The sequence below is a fragment of the Halorubrum sp. Eb13 genome (assembly GCF_002252895.1).
Classification (GTDB): Archaea; Halobacteriota; Halobacteria; order Halobacteriales; family Haloferacaceae; genus Halorubrum.
On sequence record NZ_NHPE01000136.1, the window covers coordinates 1 to 18,407 of the forward strand.

An 18,407-nucleotide genomic window follows, 5' to 3' on the forward strand; every position below is an offset into this window, starting at 1 on the left:
GGGGAGGCGTGAGGTGCGGTGCGGTTGCGGTCGGGTGGACGCAAAGGGGCAGCCGGGAGGCGGGCGCAGGCGACGGAAGCACCGTAGGGAGCGAGTGAAACGAGCGACTGAGGAGCGCAGCGAGCGTGCGCCCGCCTCCCGGCTGGGGCTTTGGAGTGATTCACCGCCGACCCGGTATCAACCGTTTATACCCGACCGGCTGGGGCTTTGGAGTGATTCGCCGACGATCCGTCAGCGACTGCGGATAACCGAGCAGCGAGGACTCCGGCGGTAGTTCGGCCGTCGTCGTCGCGTCCTCCGCATGTCGCAGATTTAAGACCGACGGCCGCAACCACAGATTATGGGATTCGACGAGATGGACGTCGACACGATCTGGAAGAACGGGGAGTTCCTCGACTGGGAGGACGCGACGACCCACGTTCTGACCCACGCGCTCCACTACGGGAGCGGCGTGTTCGAGGGCGTCCGCTGTTACGACACCGAGCGCGGACCGGCGGTGTTCCGGTGGGAGGAGCACCTCGACCGGCTGTTCGACTCCGCGAAGATGTACGACATGGAGGTCGAGCACTCCCGCGAGGAGATCACCGACGCGACCCTCGAACTCCTCGACCGGCAGGACCTCGACTCCGCGTACATCCGCCCGATCGCCTACTACGGCTACGACTCCCTCGGCGTCTCGCCGAAGGACTGCCCGACCGACCTCGTGCTCGCGGCGTGGCCGTGGGGCGCGTACCTCGGCGAGGAGGCCCTCGAGGAGGGCGTCGACGTGATGGTCTCCTCGTGGCGGAAGCACGCCTCCTCGCAGGTGCCGACGAACGTGAAGACCACCGGCCTCTACGTCAACTCCATGCTCGCGGGCGAGGAGGCCCGCCGGAACGGCTACGTCGAGGCCATCGTCCTGAACAAGGAGGGGAACGTCGCCGAGGGGCCGGGCGAGAACGTGTTCATGGTGAACGACGGCGAGATCTACACCACCGGGCCGGCGCAGTCCATCCTCGAGGGGATTACCCGCGACACCGTCATCGAACTGGCGGAGGAACGCGGCTACGAGGTCCACGACGAGGCCGTCATCTCCCGCGGCCAGCTGTACACCGCCGACGAGCTGTTCTTCACCGGCTCCGCCGCCGAGGTCACCCCGATCCGCTCCGTCGACGACACCGAGATCGGCGCGGGCACCCGCGGCCCGGTCACCGAGGAGCTGCAGCAGGCGTTCTTCGACCTCGTCGAGCGGCGGACCGACGACCACGACGACTGGTTCACGTACCTGTAGGCGACGCGGTCTCGGACGCTCCGCGGTGCGTCGGGTTGCCTCGCGCCGCGCGCCGTGTACCCTTCTCTCACGCGACTTCCGGCGCGCTCAGTCGTTGCCGCCGTCCGTCGAGGGGCGCTCCGACTCTCCGGGTGTGCCGTCGGTGCGGACGCCGCCGACGCCGCCCGGGCGACCGGGGCCGTCGTCGGGAGGCGCCTCCTCATGAACGGGGACTTGATGCGCGGACTCGGCGAAGCCGGCCGAGAGGACGCGGGTCATCCCCTCCTCGACGGTCTCGCCGGTCTCCTCGATGCGCTCGGGCTCGACCTCGATGACGAAGCCGGTGGTGATGTTCGGCGCCGTCGGCATGAACAAGACGATCTTCCCGTCGCGAGTCTTCTTGCCGGTCCGGAACGCCGTCATGCGGATCCCCGGCCACGTCTCGATGTACACCGGGCTCTGGAGCTCGTCCGTCCCGGAGACGGCCGTCTCGATCGCGAGCTTGGAGGCGTTGTAGACGACGCGTAGCGCCGGGATCCGGTTGATGGCGCCGTCGACGGCGGACTCCGCGATCCGTCCGAACGTCGTCCGCATGAAGTAGCCGACCGCGAGGACGACGGTCGCGAACACCGCGAGCGCGATGATCACACGGGAGATCGGCTCCAGCGGGCCGGGGATGATCGCGGGCTGGAGTCCCTCGATGAGTGGGATCGAGGCGATGTAGCGGTAGATCCACTGAATGACGAGGAGGAGGACTAGGAGGGGCGCCAACACGATGAGCCCGCTGGCGAAGTCGCGTTTCCACGTGGACATCTATCGCGTTGGTATGCGGCGTCGACCCTTAAGAGGGCTTCTACCGGACCGCTCGGCGAGCGGGGGGTCGACGAGCACGTCGGCCGCGAATGCGTCGGACGACGGACTCACCGACCCGCGACGGCGCGCAGCGCGAACGTCAGGTTCTCCCGGCGCTCGCGGACGCGCCGGTAGAAGTAGGAGAGCCACTTGTCGCCGTACGGCGCGTACTGGACCACGTCGACGCCCTGCGCGGCGAGGTCGCGCTGGGCGTCCTCCCGGACCCCCATCAGCATCTGCACCTCGTAGTCGGTGCCGTGGTCGCGTGCGAGCCGGTCGGCCAGCGAGATCATCGCGGGGTCGTGGCTGCCGACGGCGACGCCCCGGTCCCGGCGCTCGAAGAGGAAGCGGAGGTCCTCGCGGTACGCCTCGTCGACCCGCGACTTCTCCGTGTACGCGACCGACGCCGGCTCGTCGTACGCCCCCTTCACGAGCCGGATCTCGCCCGGGACGTCGACGAGGCGGTCGAGGTCCTCCCGGGTGCGCCTGAGGTTGGACTGGACGCACTGGCCGACGCTCCACGGGTAGTCGGCGGCGATCGATTCGAAGGCGTCGAGGGTGGCGTCGGTGGTGTCGGCGTCCTCCATGTCGCACCAGACGAAGGCGTCGAGCTCGTGGGCGCGAGCGACGATCTCGCGGTAGTGCTCCTCGAACAGATCGGCGGAGACCTCGAGCCCGATCTGGGAGGGCTTCACCGAGACGCGGGCGTCGAGGCCGCTGTCGGCGATGTCGTCGATCAGTCCGAGGTAGGCGTCGACGTCGGCGCGGGCGTCGGCGGGGTCGTCGTAGTGCTCGCCGAGCAGGTTGACGACGACGGCGACGCCGTCCTCGTTACACGCCCGGACGTGGTCGAGGACTTCCGGGACGCTCTCGCCGGCGACGAAGCGGCGCGCGATCGGAGGGATCATACCGGCTATGAGGGCGGCGACGACTTCACTGTTGTCGAAACGGGCGGTCTCGGTGACCGTCGACCGGTGTCGTGGCCGCGCGACCGCACACGAGTTCGCCCGCGTAACCGCTCGAGAGATCGCCCGCGTAACCGCCCGAGAGATCGCCCGCGAGGACCGCCGGGCGAGACGGATCGTGGTTTATAAATCGACGACAGGAGTGGACCGAGTATGATCGGTTCGCTCGTCGCGACGGCGTTCTGGGCGATGGTGCCCGCGTACGTGCCCAACAACGCCGCGGTGCTCGCCGGCGGCGGCCGTCCCATCGACGGCGGTCGGGAGTGGCGCGGGGCGCGCCTGCTCGGCGACGGGAAGACGTGGCGCGGCACGGCGGTCGGCACCCTCGTGGGGGTCGTCCTCGCGCTGGCGCTCAACGCGCTCAACGACCCCGCGAGCGCCGCCCTCGGGGTCGAGCTCCCGACGTTCGCGCTCCCCGCGGCGGTCGCGCTCGCGTTCGGCGCGATGTGCGGCGACATCGGCGCCTCCTTTCTCAAGCGACGCTCGGGGCGCGAACGCGGCGCGGCGTTCCCCGGGCTGGACCAGCTCGACTTCGTCGCCGGGGCGCTGCTGGCCGTCTTCGTCGTCGACACCGACTGGGCGCTGGCGACGTTCACGCCCGGGGTCCTGGCGGCCGTCCTCGTGATGACGCCCGTCCTCCACGTGGTCACGAACGTCGGCGCCTACCTCCTCGGGCTGAAGAACGAGCCCTGGTAGGCGGGGCGGCCGGACCGTCGGGACCGCCCGACTGCGAACGACCGCACCCTCGCCCCCGACTGCGAACGACCGCACCCGTCACCGGCGCGCGCCGTTCGGAGAGCGAGAGGTGAGAATGCGAGAGGTGAGAATAGTTCACACGAGCCGCGGCGCGACGCGCTGATGTAGGGACACGAACACCTTCGGACGAGATAACCGATCGTTCGTGGTCGATATGACGGTTCAGTGAGAACCACGAGAAAATATATATACTCGCGTGCCATTGACTAGCATGCATGTCTAGTAGTGCACCCAGTTCGGACGACGACGTGCTCGACGAGTTCCTGTCCGATCGCGGCCACGAGACCGAGATCGTACGCTGGGAGCGATCCTATAACAAGCTTCAGTGTCCGGAGTGTGGTGCGCTCCACCCCGAGGGAACGGCGCGGTGTGACGTCTGCGACTGGCGCCCGACCTGACGCCGACGACGGCGCACGGGCGGTGAGCGGTTTTCTTTCGGTTGCACTCGGCGGCAGTATTATGTGTCATCAATCGATAGTGACGACCATGCCGACCTGCCAGAACTGCGGTTCGTTCGTCACGACCGATTACGTTCGGGTGTTCACCCCGAACGAGGTCGACCGTCCCCGCGTCTGCCCGGCCTGCGAGGACCTCGTCCGCGACGGCGCCGACGTTCGGGAAGCGCGCGCGACGCGAAGCAACTGACCTATCAGTCGACGGGATCGTAGCGTTTCGACGGGAGCGACGCCGAGCCACGGCGTGTGAACTACCCCACCCTACTCGCTCACGGCTAACGCCGGTCGCTGCTTGAGGGTTGGGCTTCCTGTTTCCACGACGCGCTTTGCAGATACGGGTGTATCCACAGGGAGCGCAGTCTCAACAGGCGTTACTTCGGAGTGTCCCACTCCTAAATCTTCGAGACCACGAGAAAGGATGTTCCACGCCGCATTCGCGTCCCTATCCGCCTCGAACCCACACGCGGGACACGATTGTTCACGAACCCACAGCGGTTTGTCTGTCTTGACACCGCAGGACGCGCATATTTTTGTTGTGTTTTTCGGGTCAACCGCAACGAAATGCGTTTCCTCGCGCTCGCACTTGTACTCGAGCATCCGTGGGAATGTCCCCCACGCAGCTGCCGCTCGATTGCGAGAGTTGCCGGGAAGTTCAAGCAGTCCCTTTGCGTCCAAGTCCTCGACCGCCACCAAATCGTACTCGGTGGCGTAGTAGTTCGACAACTTGTGGAGGAAGTCTCGTCGCTTCCGCTTCAGGTCAGCGTGGCGTCCGGCTACGACCTTTCGCTGTTTCTCCCAGTTGTTCGAGCCGTATTCCTTTCGGGAGAGGTCGCGTTGGGCGCGTTCGAGTCGGTTGCGCTCCTCGCTGAAGTCAGGACTCTCGATGGCGTACCCATCGGTGTCGTGGGCGTACTTGATAATCCCCACATCGATACCGACGACCTTCGCGGGCGTCTCCGGTTTGTTGGGGGAGTCTTCGTCCACGTCGATACCGAACGTAGCGTACCACTCCCCCGTTGGCTCCCGTTTGATGATGACCTGTTTGATGGTCGCGTTCTCAGGGATGTCTCGATGGAGGCGAATTGGAATCTCGCCGATTTTGCTCAACCACAGCACGGACCGACCACTCGTATTCTTGAGTTCGAAGCCGGACTGGTTGTAGGTAAGCGACCGATACTCCCGGGGAGGTTTCCACTTGAGCATCCCCACAGCGCGTCCGTTCTCTTTCTGTGTTTTGAGCGTGGAGAGGTTGTCGTAGACACGCTTGACGACCATCTGCAACACTTTCGAGTGAACGTCTTCGAGGTCGTCCCACCACGATTTGAGATCGGGGAGTCGTCCCTGCACCTCGTAGCGTGCAGGAATGTCGTCTGCGTCGTTGAGCAGGTAGAGGACATGGTTGTACAGTTGCCTACAGGTATCGACATGGTAGCAGAGTTCCTGGTGGAGGGCTTCTGACGGGTCGAGTCGATACTTGTAGTTGTACTGCATGGCCTACTGGTCTGAGTCGGGGTCAGAGACGCGGACGACCTTCACGTCGGCCCCACGCCAGCGTTTGGGAACGATGACGTGGGCACTATTACCAGACGGTTTTGCAGTGCCGTCAAGCACTTCCTCGCCTTCGATTTCAAATCTATCCATCACCAATGTATATATATTATATATACATGAAGATGACGGGGGGCTGTGGATCGGTCGTTGTAGAGTATTTAGAAACAACGACGGCGCTGTATCCTTCCACTGCGCTACTCAGGCTTCTCCCTGCGTTCTCTTTGAGGAAGAGGACTTAGCGCTTGAAAAAGGGTTAAGGAGAACCGGGATCAGGGATACACAATGACCGAGCCCACGGTGACGCGACTGTTCGGCGGTCCGGGCAGCGGGAAGACCACGGCGCTACTGGATCGCGTCGAGGGGATCCTCGAGGACGGCGACGCCGACGTCCGCGACGTGCTCGTCGTCTCGTACACGCGCGCGGCCGCCGCCGAGATCCGCGAGCGCCTCGCGGAGCGGCTCGACGTCTCCCCGCGCAGCCTCCAGGGGAACGTCAGCACCATGCACGCGAAGGCGTACGAGCTGTTGGACCTCTCCCGCGGCGACGTCGTCGGCGAGGACGACAAGGAGGCGTTCTGCGAGGAGTACGGCATCGAGTTCGAGGACCAGCACGGCGGCGCCGGCCGCCGGACCGCCCGGTCGACGACGATCGGGAACAAGATCATCGCCACCTCGCAGTGGCTCCAGCGCACCGAGCGCGACGTCGCCGACTGGTACGACGTGCCATTCCAGTGGAACGTCGAGGAGGTCCGGCTCCCGCCCGAGGAGGACCCCAACGCCCAGCAGGGGAACAAGTACACGCCGACGTGGCCCTCCGACGACGACCGGATCGACATCCCCGAGACGATCCGCGCGTGGCGGACCTACAAGGGCGACAACGACCTCGTCGGCTTCGCGGACATGCTCGAACGGGTCGCGCAGCGGTCGCTCGTCCCCAGCGTCGACTACCTGATCATCGACGAGTTCCAAGACATCACGACGCTGCAGTACAACGTCTTCCAGGAGTGGCGGCCGCACATGAAGAAGGTGCTCATCGCCGGCGACGACGACCAAGTCGTCTACGCGTGGCAGGGCGCCGACCCCGACCTCCTCCTCGACACCGACGTCGACGAGGACGTCGTCCTCCCGAACTCCTACCGGCTCCCCTCCGAGATCCTCAACGTCGTCAACGCGGAGATCCGCCACATCGACAAGCGCCAGGAGAAGGACCTCCACCCCCGCAAGGAGGGCGGCACCGTCGAGGCGATCCAGTCGCCGTCGATGATCGAACTCGTCCGGAACGTCCGGTACACGGTCGAGGACGACGAGGGCGACGTGATGTGCCTGTTCCGCGCCCGGTACCAGATGTTCGACTTCATCGACGAGTTCATCGACCACGGGATCCCGTTCACGATGCTCACCGACGGGCGGATGTGGACCGACCGCGTGCAGGACTACGTCAGCGCCATCGAGAAGTCCGAGGCGGGCGACCCCGTCAACGGGCTGGAGGCCCGGCGACTCGCCGACATGCTCCAGGACTCCGCGTTCGGGACCCACGACCGCGACGAGTTCTACGACTTCCTCGACGACCGCGAGGAGGCCGCCGACGCCGACGACGTCTCGCTGATCGAGGTGACGTCCGAGGAGCTCGACGAGCACATCCCGTTCATGCCGGACACCGCGAGCGCCGACGACATGGTCCGGAAGGTGACGAGCTTCCAGCGGAAGTCGATGGGCGCGTACTTCGACGGCGACTACGGGGGAATGGACCCGACCCGCGTCCGCGTCGGCACCATCCACTCCGCGAAGGGCCGCGAGGCCGACCACGTGTTCGTCGCGACCGACCTCACCGAGAAGGTCGTCGAGCAGATGGCGGCCTCCATCGACGACCCGACCGACGTCGAGGGCGTCGACGAGTTCACGAAGGCGACGAGCCCCGTCCCCGTCCTCACCGACAACGAACGTCGGGTGTTCTACGTCGGGATGTCCCGCGCCCGCGAACGGCTCGTCATCATGGAGAGCCTGATAAGCGGGGCGCCGACGCTTCCGATCAGCGTCCTCCTGTTCAACGAGCTCCGCGACGAGACCCCCGAAGAGCTCATCGAGGAGGTCCAGGCCGAGCTGGCGGTCCCCGAACCGGAGCCGTGAGCGACGGGGGAGACGAGGGCGACGACGCGGAAAGCGACGACGCGTCCGCCGGAACCACTCACGCGCTCCGACCCCTCCGCACCGATCTCGCTCCGGTCGTCGAGGCGGTCGAGGCCGCCGGTGCCGACGCGTTCGTCGCGGTCGGCGACCGCTTCGACGACGACCTCCGGTACCTCACCCGATTTTCGGGACCGGATCGGCCGTACGCGCTGGTCGTGATCCCGGACGGCGCGAGCGGCGACGACCGGGAAAACGGGGCCGACGTCGGCCGCGCCGTCTGCTGTGCCCCCGCCCTGTTCGACGAGCAGGCCCGGCGCGAGTTCGTCGCCGGCGCGAGGGCTCGGGGCGACGGCGAGGACGACGATCCCGGCGACGGCGAGGACCCCGGCGACGAGACCAATGCCCACGACGGCGTCGCCCGCGAGGTGCGGACCGAGAACGTCGGCGACCACGCCGGGGAGCGCGCGGCCGCGGCGGTCGCCGAGTTGGTCGACGGATCGGACACCGACCACACCCTCCTCGTCCCGTCGTCTGTCCCTCACGACGCCGCCGTCTACCTCGAACGCGCCGGCAACGAGCTTTCGTCGACCGACGCGGTGACGGCGGCGCGGGCGCGGAAGACCGACGCCGAGCTGGACCGCCTCCGCCGCGCCCAGCGCGCGACGGCCGCGGGAATGGCGCGTGCCGAGACCGTGCTGGCGGACAGCGAGGCCGGCGAGGACGAGGCGGGGAGACCGGTCCTCCGCTGGGAGGGCGCCCCCCTGACGACCGAGCGGCTCCGCCGAGAGGTGAACGCGGCCCTCGCCGCGCGGGGCGTCTGGGACGCGGGCAACACCGTGATCGGCGCCGGCCCGTCGGCCGCGGACCTCCACTACGTCGGCGACGAGCCCGTCCGACCGGGCGAGACTGTCCTCCTCGATATCTCGCCGCGGGGGCCCGACGGCTACTACGGCGACATGACCCGGACGTTCGTCGTCGACGGGGACGGCGGCTGGGAGCGCCGCGCGTACGTCGCGGTCGAGTCGGCGCGCGAGACCGCGCTCGCGGAGGTCGAGCCGGGCGTCCCGGCGAAGACCGTCCACGGCGAGGCGGCCGCCGAGCTGGCCGCCTACGGCTTCGACCCGAACGCCGGCGAGGGGGAGACGGGGTTCACGCACGGCACGGGCCACGGCGTTGGCGTGAGCCTCCACGAATCGCCGTCGCTGACCGGCGCCGGCGAGCTGCGGCCGGGCCACGTCGTGACGGTCGAGCCCGGCGTCTACGAGCCGGACGTCGGCGGCGTCAGGCTGGAGGACCTCGTAGTCGTCACCGACGACGGGTACGAGATCCTGGCGGAGTACCCGTTCGGGATCGTGCCGGAGCAGCGCGGGTGAGCGGCGGATAGCTACGACCGCTGTTTGAGCTATCGGCGCCCCTTTTCGGCCGCCGGTCGAACGCCGAGACGTATGCGATCCGAATCCTCCATCAGAACCGGCGAGACCGCCGGCTCCGAGTCGGTGCGGCGTATCGCGAGGAAGAGACTCCCGACCGCGGTGACGCTTCTGGTCGCCGCGTTCGCGCTCGTCGGCGTCGTCGTCGCCGGGACCGGAGCCGTCGCCGCCGACGGAACCGCCGACCTCGACGCGGACGTCGTCACCGTGGGCGAGGACGGAACCGCCGAGATTCCCGTCGAAACCGACGGCGTCGACGCGTTCGAGGTCGTTGTCGGCGGCGAAGAGGAGGCCGGGTACGAGCTCCGCGCCACCGTGACGCCGGACGGCGACGGCGTCACGACCCTCGTCTTCGACCACGCCCGAACCGGCGGGGGCGGCGCCACGCTGACGGCCGACGGCGGCGCCGAAGTCGAGACCGACTACGAGACCTCCCTCAGCGAGGAGATCGCTCCCGGTAGCTACGACGCGGAGGTGCTCGTCGGCGGCGACACCGTCGACGTCGGTACCCTCGTCGTCGAAGACGCAACGGGCGGGGAGGGCGAAAACGACGGGAGCGACGGAGACGACGCAGACGGAAGCGATGGCGGATCGGCCGAGCCTGCCACGGTCACCGAGGCGGACGTCGAAGCGGCCGACATCGTCGTCGCTCCGGCGGAGAGCGAGGTGAGCGTGCCGGTGGCGGTCGACGACGGCGAGACCGTGAACCTCCGGATCCGCTCGGCCGGAGACGCGAGCCCGGCCTTCCTCATGACGGAGGAGGCGTCCGTCGAGAACGGCACGGCGAGCGCGACGTTCGACCTGAGCCGGACGAGCCACGGCGACCGCGCGACGCTGACCGTCCGCGGGAACGAGGCGGTCAACGAGTCGGACTCCCGCGAGGTGCTCATCGTCGACGAGGAGGTCGGCGTCGAGGGGAGCGGCGGCCTCGACCTCGAGACGCCCGGGTTCGGAGTCGTCGCCGGCGGGCTCGCGGTTCTCGCCGTCACGCTCGCGGCCCGGCGGCGGGAGTGAAAGCCGGACCGAGCTACTTCTCGATCGAATCGCCCTCGGAGCCGGCGGCGTCGTCTTCCCCCCGGAGCTGTCGAGGGAGCAGTCCCGAGACCAGCCCGCGGAGGATCCGGGCCGGGTCGAGGAAGTACTGCGGGAGCACGACCATCGCGACGGCGACGACGAGCAGTCCGGCGCCGAGCGCGATCTCGCCGGCGGCCAGCCGGATGACGGCGTAGTTCGCGAGCGGCAGCGCGAAGACGAGCGACGCCGCCAGCCCGATCATATCCATCAGCCCGAGGTTCATTGACCCCCGATTCGCGCCCGGCGTTCAAAAGCGACGCGGCGGCGGTCGCTCGGGCGCCGCCGACGGCGGCACGGCGCCCGATCGCGTCGAACCGCCGGCCGTCCCGGAGCGCGAGCCGCCCCGAACACCGAACCGATATGTGTCGCGCGCGCCCAGATCGGGTATGTTCACCGGCATCGTCGAGGACACCGGCACGGTCCGCGACCGGACCGAGACCGCGGACGGGCTCCGACTTCGGATCGGCGTCGACGGGTTCGACGACCTCCACCACGGCCAGTCGATAAGCGTCAGCGGCGTCTGTCTCACGGTCGAGGAGTACGCGGTCCGCGACGAGGGGTCGGACGCCGGCGGCGACTGGTTCGAGGTGTTTCTCGCGAGCGAGACGGTCGCGAAGACGTACCTCGGCGACGTCGGCGAGGGCGACGCGGTCAACGTCGAACGCGCGATGCCCGCCGACGGCCGGTTCGACGGCCACGTCGTGCAGGGCCACGTCGACACCGTCGCCGAGGTGACGGGGATCGAGCGCGTCGGCGAGGACTGGCGGTTCGCGTTCGCGATCCCCGAGGGCCACGCGGACTACCTCGTCGACAAGGGGTCGGTGACGCTCGACGGCATCTCGCTGACGGTCGCCGAGAAGCGCGACGGCGAGTTCGACGTCGCGATCATCCCGACGACCTACGAGCTCACGACGCTCTCGGAGAAGTCGGTCGGCGACCCGGTCCACCTGGAGGTCGACGTGATCGCGAAGTACGTCGAGAACATGGTCGACGGGTACGCGGGGTAGCCGGCGTCCGGGGCGAGACGATACCGGTCGCTTCAGGCGTCCTTCGCGCCCTTCACCGTCTCGCGGACGGCGTCGACGCCCTCGTCGTGGAGCAGGTCGCCGACGACGATCACGTCGCTGTGGGCGGCCATCTCGTTCGCGGACTCGTAGTCGCCGATCCCGCCGCCGTAAAAGAGCGTGGCGTCGTCGAGCGCGTCGTGCGCGGCCGAGACCTTCTCCGTGTCGCCGAAGGTGCCCGAGTACTCGACGTAGACGATCTCCTGGCCGAACATCCGCTCGGCGACCTTCGCGTACGCCCCCACGTCGTCGGCCGCGAGGTCGCAGTTCGCGTTCGTCAGCTCGGCGACCGCGGCGTCCGGGTTGAGGACGATGTACGCCTCGGTGTGCGTCCGGTCCCAGTCGAGCTCGTCGATCCGGACCCACTCCTTGTGGGCGCCGGTGATCCAGAAGGGCCCGCCGGCGTTGAACACGGTCGGGATCAGGTAGCCGTCGAGCGCCGGCGAATCGACGACGACGCCCGGGTTCGACGGCTCCTGATACAGCGGGACGTCGTACTCGGCCGCGGCGTCGACGACGCGCGTCATCTTCTCCGCGGTGATGTCGAGGGTCCCGCCGATCTCGATCGCGTCGGTGCCGGTGCGGCAGACGTCCTCGAAGGTCTCGCCGTCCCGCAGCTGCTTGTCGGGATCGACCTTCAGCACGTGGTCCCAGTCGTCCCACGGGTTACTCATCGGAAACGACTCCACCGGGCGGCAACAAAAAGGTGCGGAACCTGCCCCGCCGCTCCCCGGACGGGCGGCCCCGCTCGTCGTTCCGTCCGGCGCACCGACGCGGCCGACGCGCCGCTCAGAGGAGGTCGTCGAGCTCGTCGTTGTCGAACGCCGCCGCGGGGTCCGGCTCCGCCTCCGGCTCGTCGCGGACCGCCTGTCGGGCGCGCTCGAGGAACGCCTCGACCCGGCGGGAGCGCTCGACGCCGCCGAGCAGCACGAGCGCCGCGATCCGGTCGGAGTCGAGCGGGAAGTCGCCGCCCCGCACCTGCATCGAGCCGGTCTCCTCCTGCAGCCACTTGCGGGCCTTCTCCGCGCCCTTCCGGGAGATGCGGTCGGGGTCGCCGGCGACGGCGACGAGGGCGGCGTCGGCCTCGGTCGCGTTCGGGAGCGACATCCCGGTCATCACCGCGCTCCTGACGGTGCTCATCACGGTCGTGACGTTCTCCTCGGGGTCCTCGGCCGCCGGCGCCGAGGCGAACCCGACCGCCGCCATCCCCCCGGCCCGCAGCGTGTTTATTACCTCGCTGGTGTCGACGACCGACTCGGCGACGCCCTCGACCGACTCGCCGGCGGCCAGGAGGAGGCCGACGCGTCTCGCCATCGACTCGTTGATCGCCGCGAAACCGCCCTCCATCGACTCTCCCGAGGAGCGCCACGCGTCGTTGTCGAGTAGGATCGTCGCGTCCGCCTCCCGGACCAGCGTCTTGAGCGACCGGCCCGCGTTCACTTGGTACATAGCCCCCTCGTCGCGACCGGGGAGGATCCCGACCGCGTACACCGGCACGTCGTACACCCGGCTCAGCTCCCGGACGAGCACCGGCGCGCCGCCGGAGCCGGTGCCGCCGCCGAGCCCGGCGACCACGAACAGCGCCTCGGCCTCCGCGGTCACCTTCGACGCGAGCGCGTCGAGCACCTCGACCGCGTCCTCGTCCATCACCTCGGCGCCGAGCTCGTTGTCGCCGCCGACGCCGTGGCCGTTCACCCGCGGCTGCCCGACGAGGACCGTGTCGAGCGGGAGCGGGTCGAGGTCCGTCGCGGCCGTGTTGACCGCGAGCGCGTCGAGCACCGCGCCGTAGCCGGCGTCGGCGTCGAACTGCGCGAGGGCGGTCGTGAGCTTCCCGCCCGCCTGCCCGACGCCGAGGAGGACTGCCTTCATGATCGAACGGTAACCGATCCGGAGTATTACGCTTTCCCCCCGAGATTTAAATGCGAAATCGAGGCCAGTCGCGAGCATGTCGAACGCCACCGACGAGAGAAGTCGGACGTCGGGCCGCGGAGAGAGGCCGACCGCCGAGGGCGACGAGACCGCTGGCGCCGGCGGACCGAGCGACGGAAGCAGCGGAGACCGGCTCGGAGAGCGACTCAGCGCGGTCGAGCGAGCCCTGACCGGGTCCGACGCGGCCGTCGCGGACCTCGGCGACGGCGCCGCCGCGGCCGCGGAGCGCGAGGCGCTGGAGTCGCGCGTCGAGGAGCTCGAGTCGCGCGTCGAGGAGCTGGAGGCCGCCACGCAGGCGATCCGGGGGTACGTCGGATCGATTCGAGCGGTCAACCGCGAGGTCGAGCGGCGGGCCGACCTCGCGCTGGCGAGGGCGAGCCGCGGCGAGGACGCCGGCACGGAGACCCGACTCCAGAGCGGCGGCGCGACCGCCGACGCCGTGCCGAGCGAGGACGCCCTCGACGCCGCCGTCCCGTCGGACGCCGCCGATCGGAACGGCGGGGTGGGACGGGGCGACGCGAGGCGGTCGGACGACGCGGACGGATCGTGGCGGGACGAGGCGCTGGACCGGCTCCGTGAGTCCCTGTAAGCTGGACCGGGGAGCGGGAACCGGGATCGCGGCGCGAGTCGAGACGGAGGCCGGCGAGCCGTGATCCGCGTCGTCCTCACGGTCCTCGTCGCCGTCGCCCTCCTCGCGGCCGCGACCCCGGCGCTGGAAGACGCCCGGGCGACCACGACCGCCGAGCGGATCGACGCCGAGGCGGACCGCGTCGAGCGGGCCGTCGGCGGCCTCGTCGCGGGCTCCGTGAGCGTCGCGGACCCGTCGCTCGCCGCGCGGACGACCGTCACCGTCCGCGTCCCGAGCGGGTTCGGAGCGGCGCCGATCGACCGCGTCGCGATCGTGGAAACGGGGGCCAGCGGAGAGACGGTCGGCGCGGAGGCGAACGTCGCCGAGGAGACGTCACCCGGCCCGGACGTCGCGCTCCGGTATCGGATCGACGGCGGGCCCGAACGAACCGCGCCGATCGGTCCCGGCGGCACGGACGCGACCGTGTCGGTCGACGGCGGCGCGATCGCGCTCCGACCGGGCGGCGAGAGCCGACTGGCCCTCCGGCTCGTCGACGACGGCGGACCGACCGTCCGGGTCACCAGGGTAGGGTGATCGCTTATATACGATGCCGGGAGCACGCCCGCCGTGAACCTCGATCTCCCCTCGCTGTCGCGGATCGGCGGCGGCGAGCCCTCGCTGCGATCGCTGCCGTGGAGCGACGCCGATCGCGACTGCCGGTGCGAGCCGACGTTCAGAGAGCCGGTCGGAACGGGCGTCGGCGACCGCGTCGTGCTGGCGGTCGACGCCGGTGACTGCCCGGGGCGCGGCGACCTCGCCGAGAGCCCTGACTGTCTGGCGACCGTCATCGAGGCGCTCGCGGAGCGCGACGCCGAGGTGATCAGGACCCGTCATCGCGGGCGCGAGCGGGCCTACGCCGGGCGGGCCGCCGCGTGTCTCGTCGCCGCGGGCCGGTTCCGCGAGCGCGTCGGGTTCCACGAGACGCGGCTCGCCGACCGCGTGCTGCGCGATCCGGTCGGCGCCGCTCGGGAGGCCGCCGGACGCGAGGGACCGCCGGCCCGGATCGCCGCGGAGACCGGGCTGTCGGCGATCGTCGAAGGGGCAGACGAGGTCGGAGACGTGCTTCGGGCACACGCCGGGCCCCGAATCGCGGCGGCGCGGATCGCGACCGCGCCGCCGCCGGGGGCCGCGCTCGCCGACCGCTGGGATCTCGACACCGGCGCGACCGTCCGGCTGTACGAGGGGTCGGGACCGCTCCGGACGTACCACCTCACGCCGCCGGTTCGAGAGCTCGACGACGGGGCCGTCGAGCGGCTCGACGACGCCAAGCGACGGCTGCTCGACGATCCGACCGGGGGCGGGCGAGCGCCCGGCCGCGCGGTCCGGACGGCCGCCGAGGACGGCGATCCCGTCTCGACGCTGACCGATGTGCTCCGGCGGCACACGCGCGGGTACGGGGCGTTCGAACACGTGTTCGCCGACGAGCGCGTGAGCGACGCGACGCTCTCGGCGCCCGTGACCGAGAACCCGCTCCGCGTCGTCGTCGACGGCGAGCGCTGCCGGACGAACGTGCGACTCCCGCCCGAGGGGGCCGCCACGCTCGCGTCCCGACTCCGGCGGACCAGCGGGCGGGGGTTCTCTCGGGCGAGCCCCACGCTCGACGCGACCCTGGAGACGGACGCCGGCCGGGTCCGCGTGGCCGCGACGACGGACCCCGCCAGCGACGGGCTCTCGTTCGCGTTCCGCCGCGGTGATCCCGACGCGTGGACGCTCGCACGACTCGTCGACGCAGGGACACTCACGCCGGCGGCCGCCGGGCTCCTCTCCGTCGCCGTCGAGCGGGGCGTGACGGGGCTCGTGGCCGGCGGGCGGGGTGCGGGAAAGACGACCGCGCTCGGTGCCCTCCTCTGGGATCTTCCCGCGGAGTCGCGGTCGATACTGATAGAGGACACGCCTGAGCTCCCGACGAGCGCCCTAGCGACCGCCGGGCGAGACGCGCAGCGGCTCTGCGTCGGCGACGGGGCGGAGCCGTCGCCGAGCGACGCGGTCCGGACCGCGCTCCGCCTCGGCGGCGGTGCGATCGTCGTGGGGGAGGTCCGCGGCGAGGAGGCGCAGGCCCTCTACGAGGCGATGCGCGTCGGCGCGGCCGGCGAGACGGTGCTCGGGACGATCCACGGGGAGGACCCCGCCGCCGTCCGGGAGCGGGTGGTCTCCGACCTCGGCGTGTCGCCCTCGTCGTTCGCGGCGACCGACCTGATCGTTCTCCTCGACGACCACCGCGTCGACGTGATCGCCGAGGTAGTCGGTCACGAGGACGGCGCCGCGTTCGAATCGGTGTTCGAGCGCACGGACGAGGGACTGACGCCGACCGGGCGGGTCGACCGCGGCGAGAGCCGACTCCTCGATCGTCTCGCGGGACCCGACGAGACGTACGCGTCGATCAGGGCGGCCGTCGGGGGACGGGGCGAGCGGATCCGCGAGGCGGTCGCCACCGGTCGGACGGAGCCGGAGCGGTACGTCGACTCCGTCGGCGCGAGCGGTGAGATCGAATGACCGGAGCGGTCGACGAGGCGACCGACGGCTCGCCGACGGCACCCCCGAGCGAGGGGGTCGACGCGAACGAGTCGGCAGAGCTCCGGCGCGCGGTCGCGTTCCTCGGCTGGGAGGCCTCGGCCGAACGAGTCGTCGAGCTCGGGTATCGGGTCGGGCTCGGGGTCGGCCTCCTCTGTGCCGTCGCGCTCTCGGCGTTCGTCGGCCCGGTTCCGGGTACGCTCGCTGGGCTCGCCGGAGGGTTGGCGGCGACTCACGCGGTCCATCGAGCACCGGTGGGGCTCGCCGCGCTCCGTCGGACTCGAGCGCTCGGTGCGGCCCCCGGTCTCGTCGGCCGTCTCGTGTTACGGATGCGACTGGACCCGTCGGCGGAACGCGCGGTTCGGTTCGCCGCCCGCACCGGGGACGGACCGCTCGCGGACGGGCTGGCGCGTCACGAGCGCGGGAGCGCGGACGGGCCGACGAGCGGGCTCCGGGCGTTCGCCCGCGAGTGGCGACCGTGGTTCCCCGCGATCGACCGCGCCGCCGCGTTAGTGCGGACGGCCGCGTCAGCGCCGGCAGAGCGGCGGGGACGGTGTCTGGACCGCGCGCTCGACGCGACGATCTCCGGGACGACCGACCGGCTCGCGGCGTTCGTCGGCAAGGTCCGCGGCCCCGTCTCGGCGCTGTACGCCTTCGGCGTGCTCCTCCCGCTGGCCCTGATCGCTCTGCTACCCGCGGCGGCCGCGTCCGGCGTTCCGGTCGGGTCGAGGGTCGTCGCCGGACTCTACCTCGTCGTGCTCCCCGCCGGACTGTTCGCCGCGTCGGCGTGGCTGCTCTCGCGCAGACCGGTCGCGTTCGCGCCGCCGTCGATCGACGGCGACCACCCGGACGTCCCCGAGCGGGCGCAACACGCCGCCGCGGCAGGCGCGGCCGCCGGAGTCGCCGCGGCCGCGATCGCCGCGCGGCTAGTCACCGGGTGGGCCGCACCCGTGGCCGGGGTCGGCGTCGGGGCGGGGACGGCGCTCCTCGTCGGCGTGCGACGCCGGCGGGCCGCGCTCGCTGAGATCCGGGCCGTCGAACGGGGGCTCCCGGACGCCATGACGGTCATCGGCGGCGACGTGGCCGAGGGCGTCGCGGTCGAGACGGCGATCGCGAACGCCGGCGAGCGGCTCGACGGGGCGACCGGCGAGCTGTTCGAGCGCGCCGGGCGCCGAAGCGAGACCCTCCGAGTCGGCGTGCGGGAGGCGTTCCTCGGCCGGGGCGGCCCCGCGGTTCCGGTCCCGTCGCCGCGGGTCCGGGGCGCGGTCGCGCTGCTCGCCGTCGCCGCCAGGGAGGGTCGCCCGGCCGGCGACGTGCTCCTCGAGCTCGCCGACCAGCTCGAGGAGCTCCGGGCGCTCGAAACCGACGCGCGACGTCAGCTCGCGACCGTGACGGGCACGCTGACGAACACCGCGGCGGTGTTCGCGCCGCTCGTCGGCGGTGCGACGGTCGCGCTCGCCACGGGGGTCGACGCCGTCGACGCCGGGGGACTGGGCGCCGGAGCGACCGCCGGCGCGGACGCGCTCGGTGTCGGGGGCGGCGGTACTGGTGCCGGCGGCGGGAGCGCGGCCGAGGCGACCGCGGAATCCGGCGCCGGCTCCGGCACCGGAGCGCTCTCCGTCCCGGTACTCGGCCGGATCGTCGGCGCCTACGTGCTGATCCTCGCGGCGCTGCTCACCGCGCTGGCGACCGGGCTGGAGCGCGGCTTCGACCGGACGCTGGTGGCCTACCGCGTGGGGATCGCGCTGCCGACTGCGACGGCGACGTACCTCGTCGCGTTCGCGGGCGCGGGAGCGCTGCTGTAACGACCGGACCG

Annotated in this window: 19 protein-coding genes; 12 read left to right on the top strand and 7 right to left on the bottom strand. The window is 70.6% G+C overall.

The features are described from left to right. Positions 1-340: 340 nt before the first annotated feature. Positions 341-1,270, top strand: a complete 930-nt coding sequence (locus tag DJ75_RS15120; protein WP_094525254.1) for a branched-chain amino acid transaminase — start codon at positions 341-343, stop codon at positions 1,268-1,270. Positions 1,271-1,357: 87 nt separating this feature from the next. Here the strand turns inward: DJ75_RS15120 and DJ75_RS15125 are convergent, their stop codons facing one another. Both DJ75_RS15125 and DJ75_RS15130 read right to left on the bottom strand, forming a co-directional pair. Then, positions 1,358-2,062: a DUF502 domain-containing protein gene (locus tag DJ75_RS15125; protein WP_094525255.1), complete on the bottom strand. Its 705-nt coding sequence runs from the start codon at positions 2,060-2,062 to the stop codon at positions 1,358-1,360. Positions 2,063-2,169: 107 nt separating this feature from the next. Continuing rightward, entirely contained in the window at positions 2,170-3,009 is an 840-nt protein-coding gene (locus DJ75_RS15130; RefSeq protein WP_094525256.1) for a proline dehydrogenase family protein, read from the bottom strand. Between the two features lie 210 nt (positions 3,010-3,219). Between DJ75_RS15130 and DJ75_RS15135 the strand changes: the two genes are divergently transcribed. The 3 genes from DJ75_RS15135 to DJ75_RS18760 all read left to right on the top strand — a co-directional run bounded on the left by DJ75_RS15135 (position 3,220) and on the right by DJ75_RS18760 (position 4,467). Further along, a complete protein-coding gene (locus tag DJ75_RS15135; RefSeq protein ID WP_094525257.1) occupies positions 3,220-3,762 on the top strand; it encodes a CDP-2,3-bis-(O-geranylgeranyl)-sn-glycerol synthase in 543 nt (180 codons plus the stop codon). Between the two features lie 275 nt (positions 3,763-4,037). Then, on the top strand, positions 4,038-4,220 hold the full coding sequence (locus DJ75_RS15140) for an HVO_0416 family zinc finger protein (RefSeq protein WP_092565639.1): 183 nt from the start codon (positions 4,038-4,040) through the stop codon (positions 4,218-4,220). Positions 4,221-4,308: 88 nt separating this feature from the next. Beyond that, complete coding sequence (locus tag DJ75_RS18760) at positions 4,309-4,467, top strand: hypothetical protein (protein WP_008002314.1); 159 nt, start codon at positions 4,309-4,311, stop codon at positions 4,465-4,467. A 71-nt stretch (positions 4,468-4,538) separates the two neighbouring features. Here the strand turns inward: DJ75_RS18760 and DJ75_RS15145 are convergent, their stop codons facing one another. Together DJ75_RS15145 and DJ75_RS18400 are read right to left on the bottom strand one after the other, a co-directional pair. Continuing rightward, entirely contained in the window at positions 4,539-5,768 is a 1,230-nt protein-coding gene (locus DJ75_RS15145) for an RNA-guided endonuclease TnpB family protein (RefSeq protein ID WP_094525258.1), read from the bottom strand. Between the two features lie 3 nt (positions 5,769-5,771). Continuing rightward, positions 5,772-5,918, bottom strand: a complete 147-nt coding sequence (locus DJ75_RS18400; protein ID WP_394338188.1) for a DUF2080 family transposase-associated protein — start codon at positions 5,916-5,918, stop codon at positions 5,772-5,774. A 192-nt stretch (positions 5,919-6,110) separates the two neighbouring features. Between DJ75_RS18400 and DJ75_RS15150 the strand changes: the two genes are divergently transcribed. The 3 genes from DJ75_RS15150 to DJ75_RS15160 all read left to right on the top strand — a co-directional run bounded on the left by DJ75_RS15150 (position 6,111) and on the right by DJ75_RS15160 (position 10,399). Then, complete coding sequence (locus DJ75_RS15150; RefSeq protein WP_094525259.1) at positions 6,111-7,955, top strand: UvrD-helicase domain-containing protein; 1,845 nt, start codon at positions 6,111-6,113, stop codon at positions 7,953-7,955. After that, on the top strand, positions 7,952-9,328 hold the full coding sequence (locus tag DJ75_RS15155) for a Xaa-Pro peptidase family protein (RefSeq protein ID WP_094525260.1): 1,377 nt from the start codon (positions 7,952-7,954) through the stop codon (positions 9,326-9,328). The genes DJ75_RS15150 and DJ75_RS15155 overlap by 4 nt, the downstream gene beginning before the upstream one ends. Before the next feature lie 72 nt (positions 9,329-9,400). Then, entirely contained in the window at positions 9,401-10,399 is a 999-nt protein-coding gene (locus tag DJ75_RS15160; protein ID WP_094525261.1) for a BGTF surface domain-containing protein, read from the top strand. 13 nt (positions 10,400-10,412) lie between these two features. On the opposite strand, the gene DJ75_RS15165 is transcribed toward DJ75_RS15160, so the two are convergent. Beyond that, positions 10,413-10,682 (bottom strand): hypothetical protein, encoded by a 270-nt coding sequence (locus DJ75_RS15165; protein ID WP_094525262.1) that lies wholly within the window; start codon positions 10,680-10,682, stop codon positions 10,413-10,415. A 163-nt stretch (positions 10,683-10,845) separates the two neighbouring features. On the opposite strand from DJ75_RS15165, the gene DJ75_RS15170 reads away from it, so the two are divergent. Beyond that, positions 10,846-11,466, top strand: a complete 621-nt coding sequence (locus DJ75_RS15170) for a riboflavin synthase (protein ID WP_094525263.1) — start codon at positions 10,846-10,848, stop codon at positions 11,464-11,466. A gap of 32 nt (positions 11,467-11,498) precedes the next feature. Here the strand turns inward: DJ75_RS15170 and DJ75_RS15175 are convergent, their stop codons facing one another. Further along, positions 11,499-12,197, bottom strand: coding sequence for a phosphoglycerol geranylgeranyltransferase (locus DJ75_RS15175; RefSeq protein ID WP_094525264.1), 699 nt, complete (start codon positions 12,195-12,197; stop codon positions 11,499-11,501). Between the two features lie 115 nt (positions 12,198-12,312). Continuing rightward, the gene (locus DJ75_RS15180; protein ID WP_094525265.1) at positions 12,313-13,392 is read right to left on the bottom strand and encodes a tubulin/FtsZ family protein; all 1,080 of its coding nucleotides are present in this window, start codon (positions 13,390-13,392) and stop codon (positions 12,313-12,315) included. 76 nt (positions 13,393-13,468) lie between these two features. Between DJ75_RS15180 and DJ75_RS15185 the strand changes: the two genes are divergently transcribed. Genes DJ75_RS15185 through DJ75_RS15200 form a run of 4 tightly spaced genes read left to right on the top strand, consistent with a single transcriptional unit; the run spans position 13,469 to position 18,396 of the window. Further along, positions 13,469-14,041 carry a hypothetical protein gene (locus tag DJ75_RS15185; RefSeq protein WP_094525266.1) on the top strand — a complete coding sequence of 191 codons (573 nt, stop codon included), beginning with the start codon at positions 13,469-13,471 and terminating at the stop codon, positions 14,039-14,041. Positions 14,042-14,101: 60 nt separating this feature from the next. Next, positions 14,102-14,614 carry a hypothetical protein gene (locus tag DJ75_RS15190; RefSeq protein WP_094525267.1) on the top strand — a complete coding sequence of 171 codons (513 nt, stop codon included), beginning with the start codon at positions 14,102-14,104 and terminating at the stop codon, positions 14,612-14,614. A 33-nt stretch (positions 14,615-14,647) separates the two neighbouring features. After that, a complete protein-coding gene (locus tag DJ75_RS15195; RefSeq protein ID WP_094525268.1) occupies positions 14,648-16,573 on the top strand; it encodes an ATPase, T2SS/T4P/T4SS family in 1,926 nt (641 codons plus the stop codon). Next, positions 16,570-18,396, top strand: a complete 1,827-nt coding sequence (locus tag DJ75_RS15200) for a type II secretion system protein (protein WP_094525269.1) — start codon at positions 16,570-16,572, stop codon at positions 18,394-18,396. Before DJ75_RS15195 ends, DJ75_RS15200 begins: the two co-directional genes overlap by 4 nt. Positions 18,397-18,407 lie beyond the last annotated feature (11 nt).

Coding starts and splice junctions, on each gene's coding strand:
- DJ75_RS15175 (WP_094525264.1), bottom strand. CDS start 12,197: ATGAGTAACCCGTGGGACGACTGGGACCACGTGCTGAAGGTCGATCCC.
- DJ75_RS18760 (WP_008002314.1), top strand. CDS start 4,309: ATGCCGACCTGCCAGAACTGCGGTTCGTTCGTCACGACCGATTACGTT.
- DJ75_RS15130 (WP_094525256.1), bottom strand. CDS start 3,009: ATGATCCCTCCGATCGCGCGCCGCTTCGTCGCCGGCGAGAGCGTCCCG.
- DJ75_RS15165 (WP_094525262.1), bottom strand. CDS start 10,682: ATGAACCTCGGGCTGATGGATATGATCGGGCTGGCGGCGTCGCTCGTC.
- DJ75_RS15170 (WP_094525263.1), top strand. CDS start 10,846: ATGTTCACCGGCATCGTCGAGGACACCGGCACGGTCCGCGACCGGACC.
- DJ75_RS18400 (WP_394338188.1), bottom strand. CDS start 5,918: ATGGATAGATTTGAAATCGAAGGCGAGGAAGTGCTTGACGGCACTGCA.
- DJ75_RS15140 (WP_092565639.1), top strand. CDS start 4,038: ATGTCTAGTAGTGCACCCAGTTCGGACGACGACGTGCTCGACGAGTTC.
- DJ75_RS15150 (WP_094525259.1), top strand. CDS start 6,111: ATGACCGAGCCCACGGTGACGCGACTGTTCGGCGGTCCGGGCAGCGGG.
- DJ75_RS15120 (WP_094525254.1), top strand. CDS start 341: ATGGGATTCGACGAGATGGACGTCGACACGATCTGGAAGAACGGGGAG.
- DJ75_RS15135 (WP_094525257.1), top strand. CDS start 3,220: ATGATCGGTTCGCTCGTCGCGACGGCGTTCTGGGCGATGGTGCCCGCG.
- DJ75_RS15180 (WP_094525265.1), bottom strand. CDS start 13,392: ATGAAGGCAGTCCTCCTCGGCGTCGGGCAGGCGGGCGGGAAGCTCACG.
- DJ75_RS15185 (WP_094525266.1), top strand. CDS start 13,469: ATGTCGAACGCCACCGACGAGAGAAGTCGGACGTCGGGCCGCGGAGAG.
- DJ75_RS15125 (WP_094525255.1), bottom strand. CDS start 2,062: ATGTCCACGTGGAAACGCGACTTCGCCAGCGGGCTCATCGTGTTGGCG.
- DJ75_RS15200 (WP_094525269.1), top strand. CDS start 16,570: ATGACCGGAGCGGTCGACGAGGCGACCGACGGCTCGCCGACGGCACCC.
- DJ75_RS15145 (WP_094525258.1), bottom strand. CDS start 5,768: ATGCAGTACAACTACAAGTATCGACTCGACCCGTCAGAAGCCCTCCAC.
- DJ75_RS15160 (WP_094525261.1), top strand. CDS start 9,401: ATGCGATCCGAATCCTCCATCAGAACCGGCGAGACCGCCGGCTCCGAG.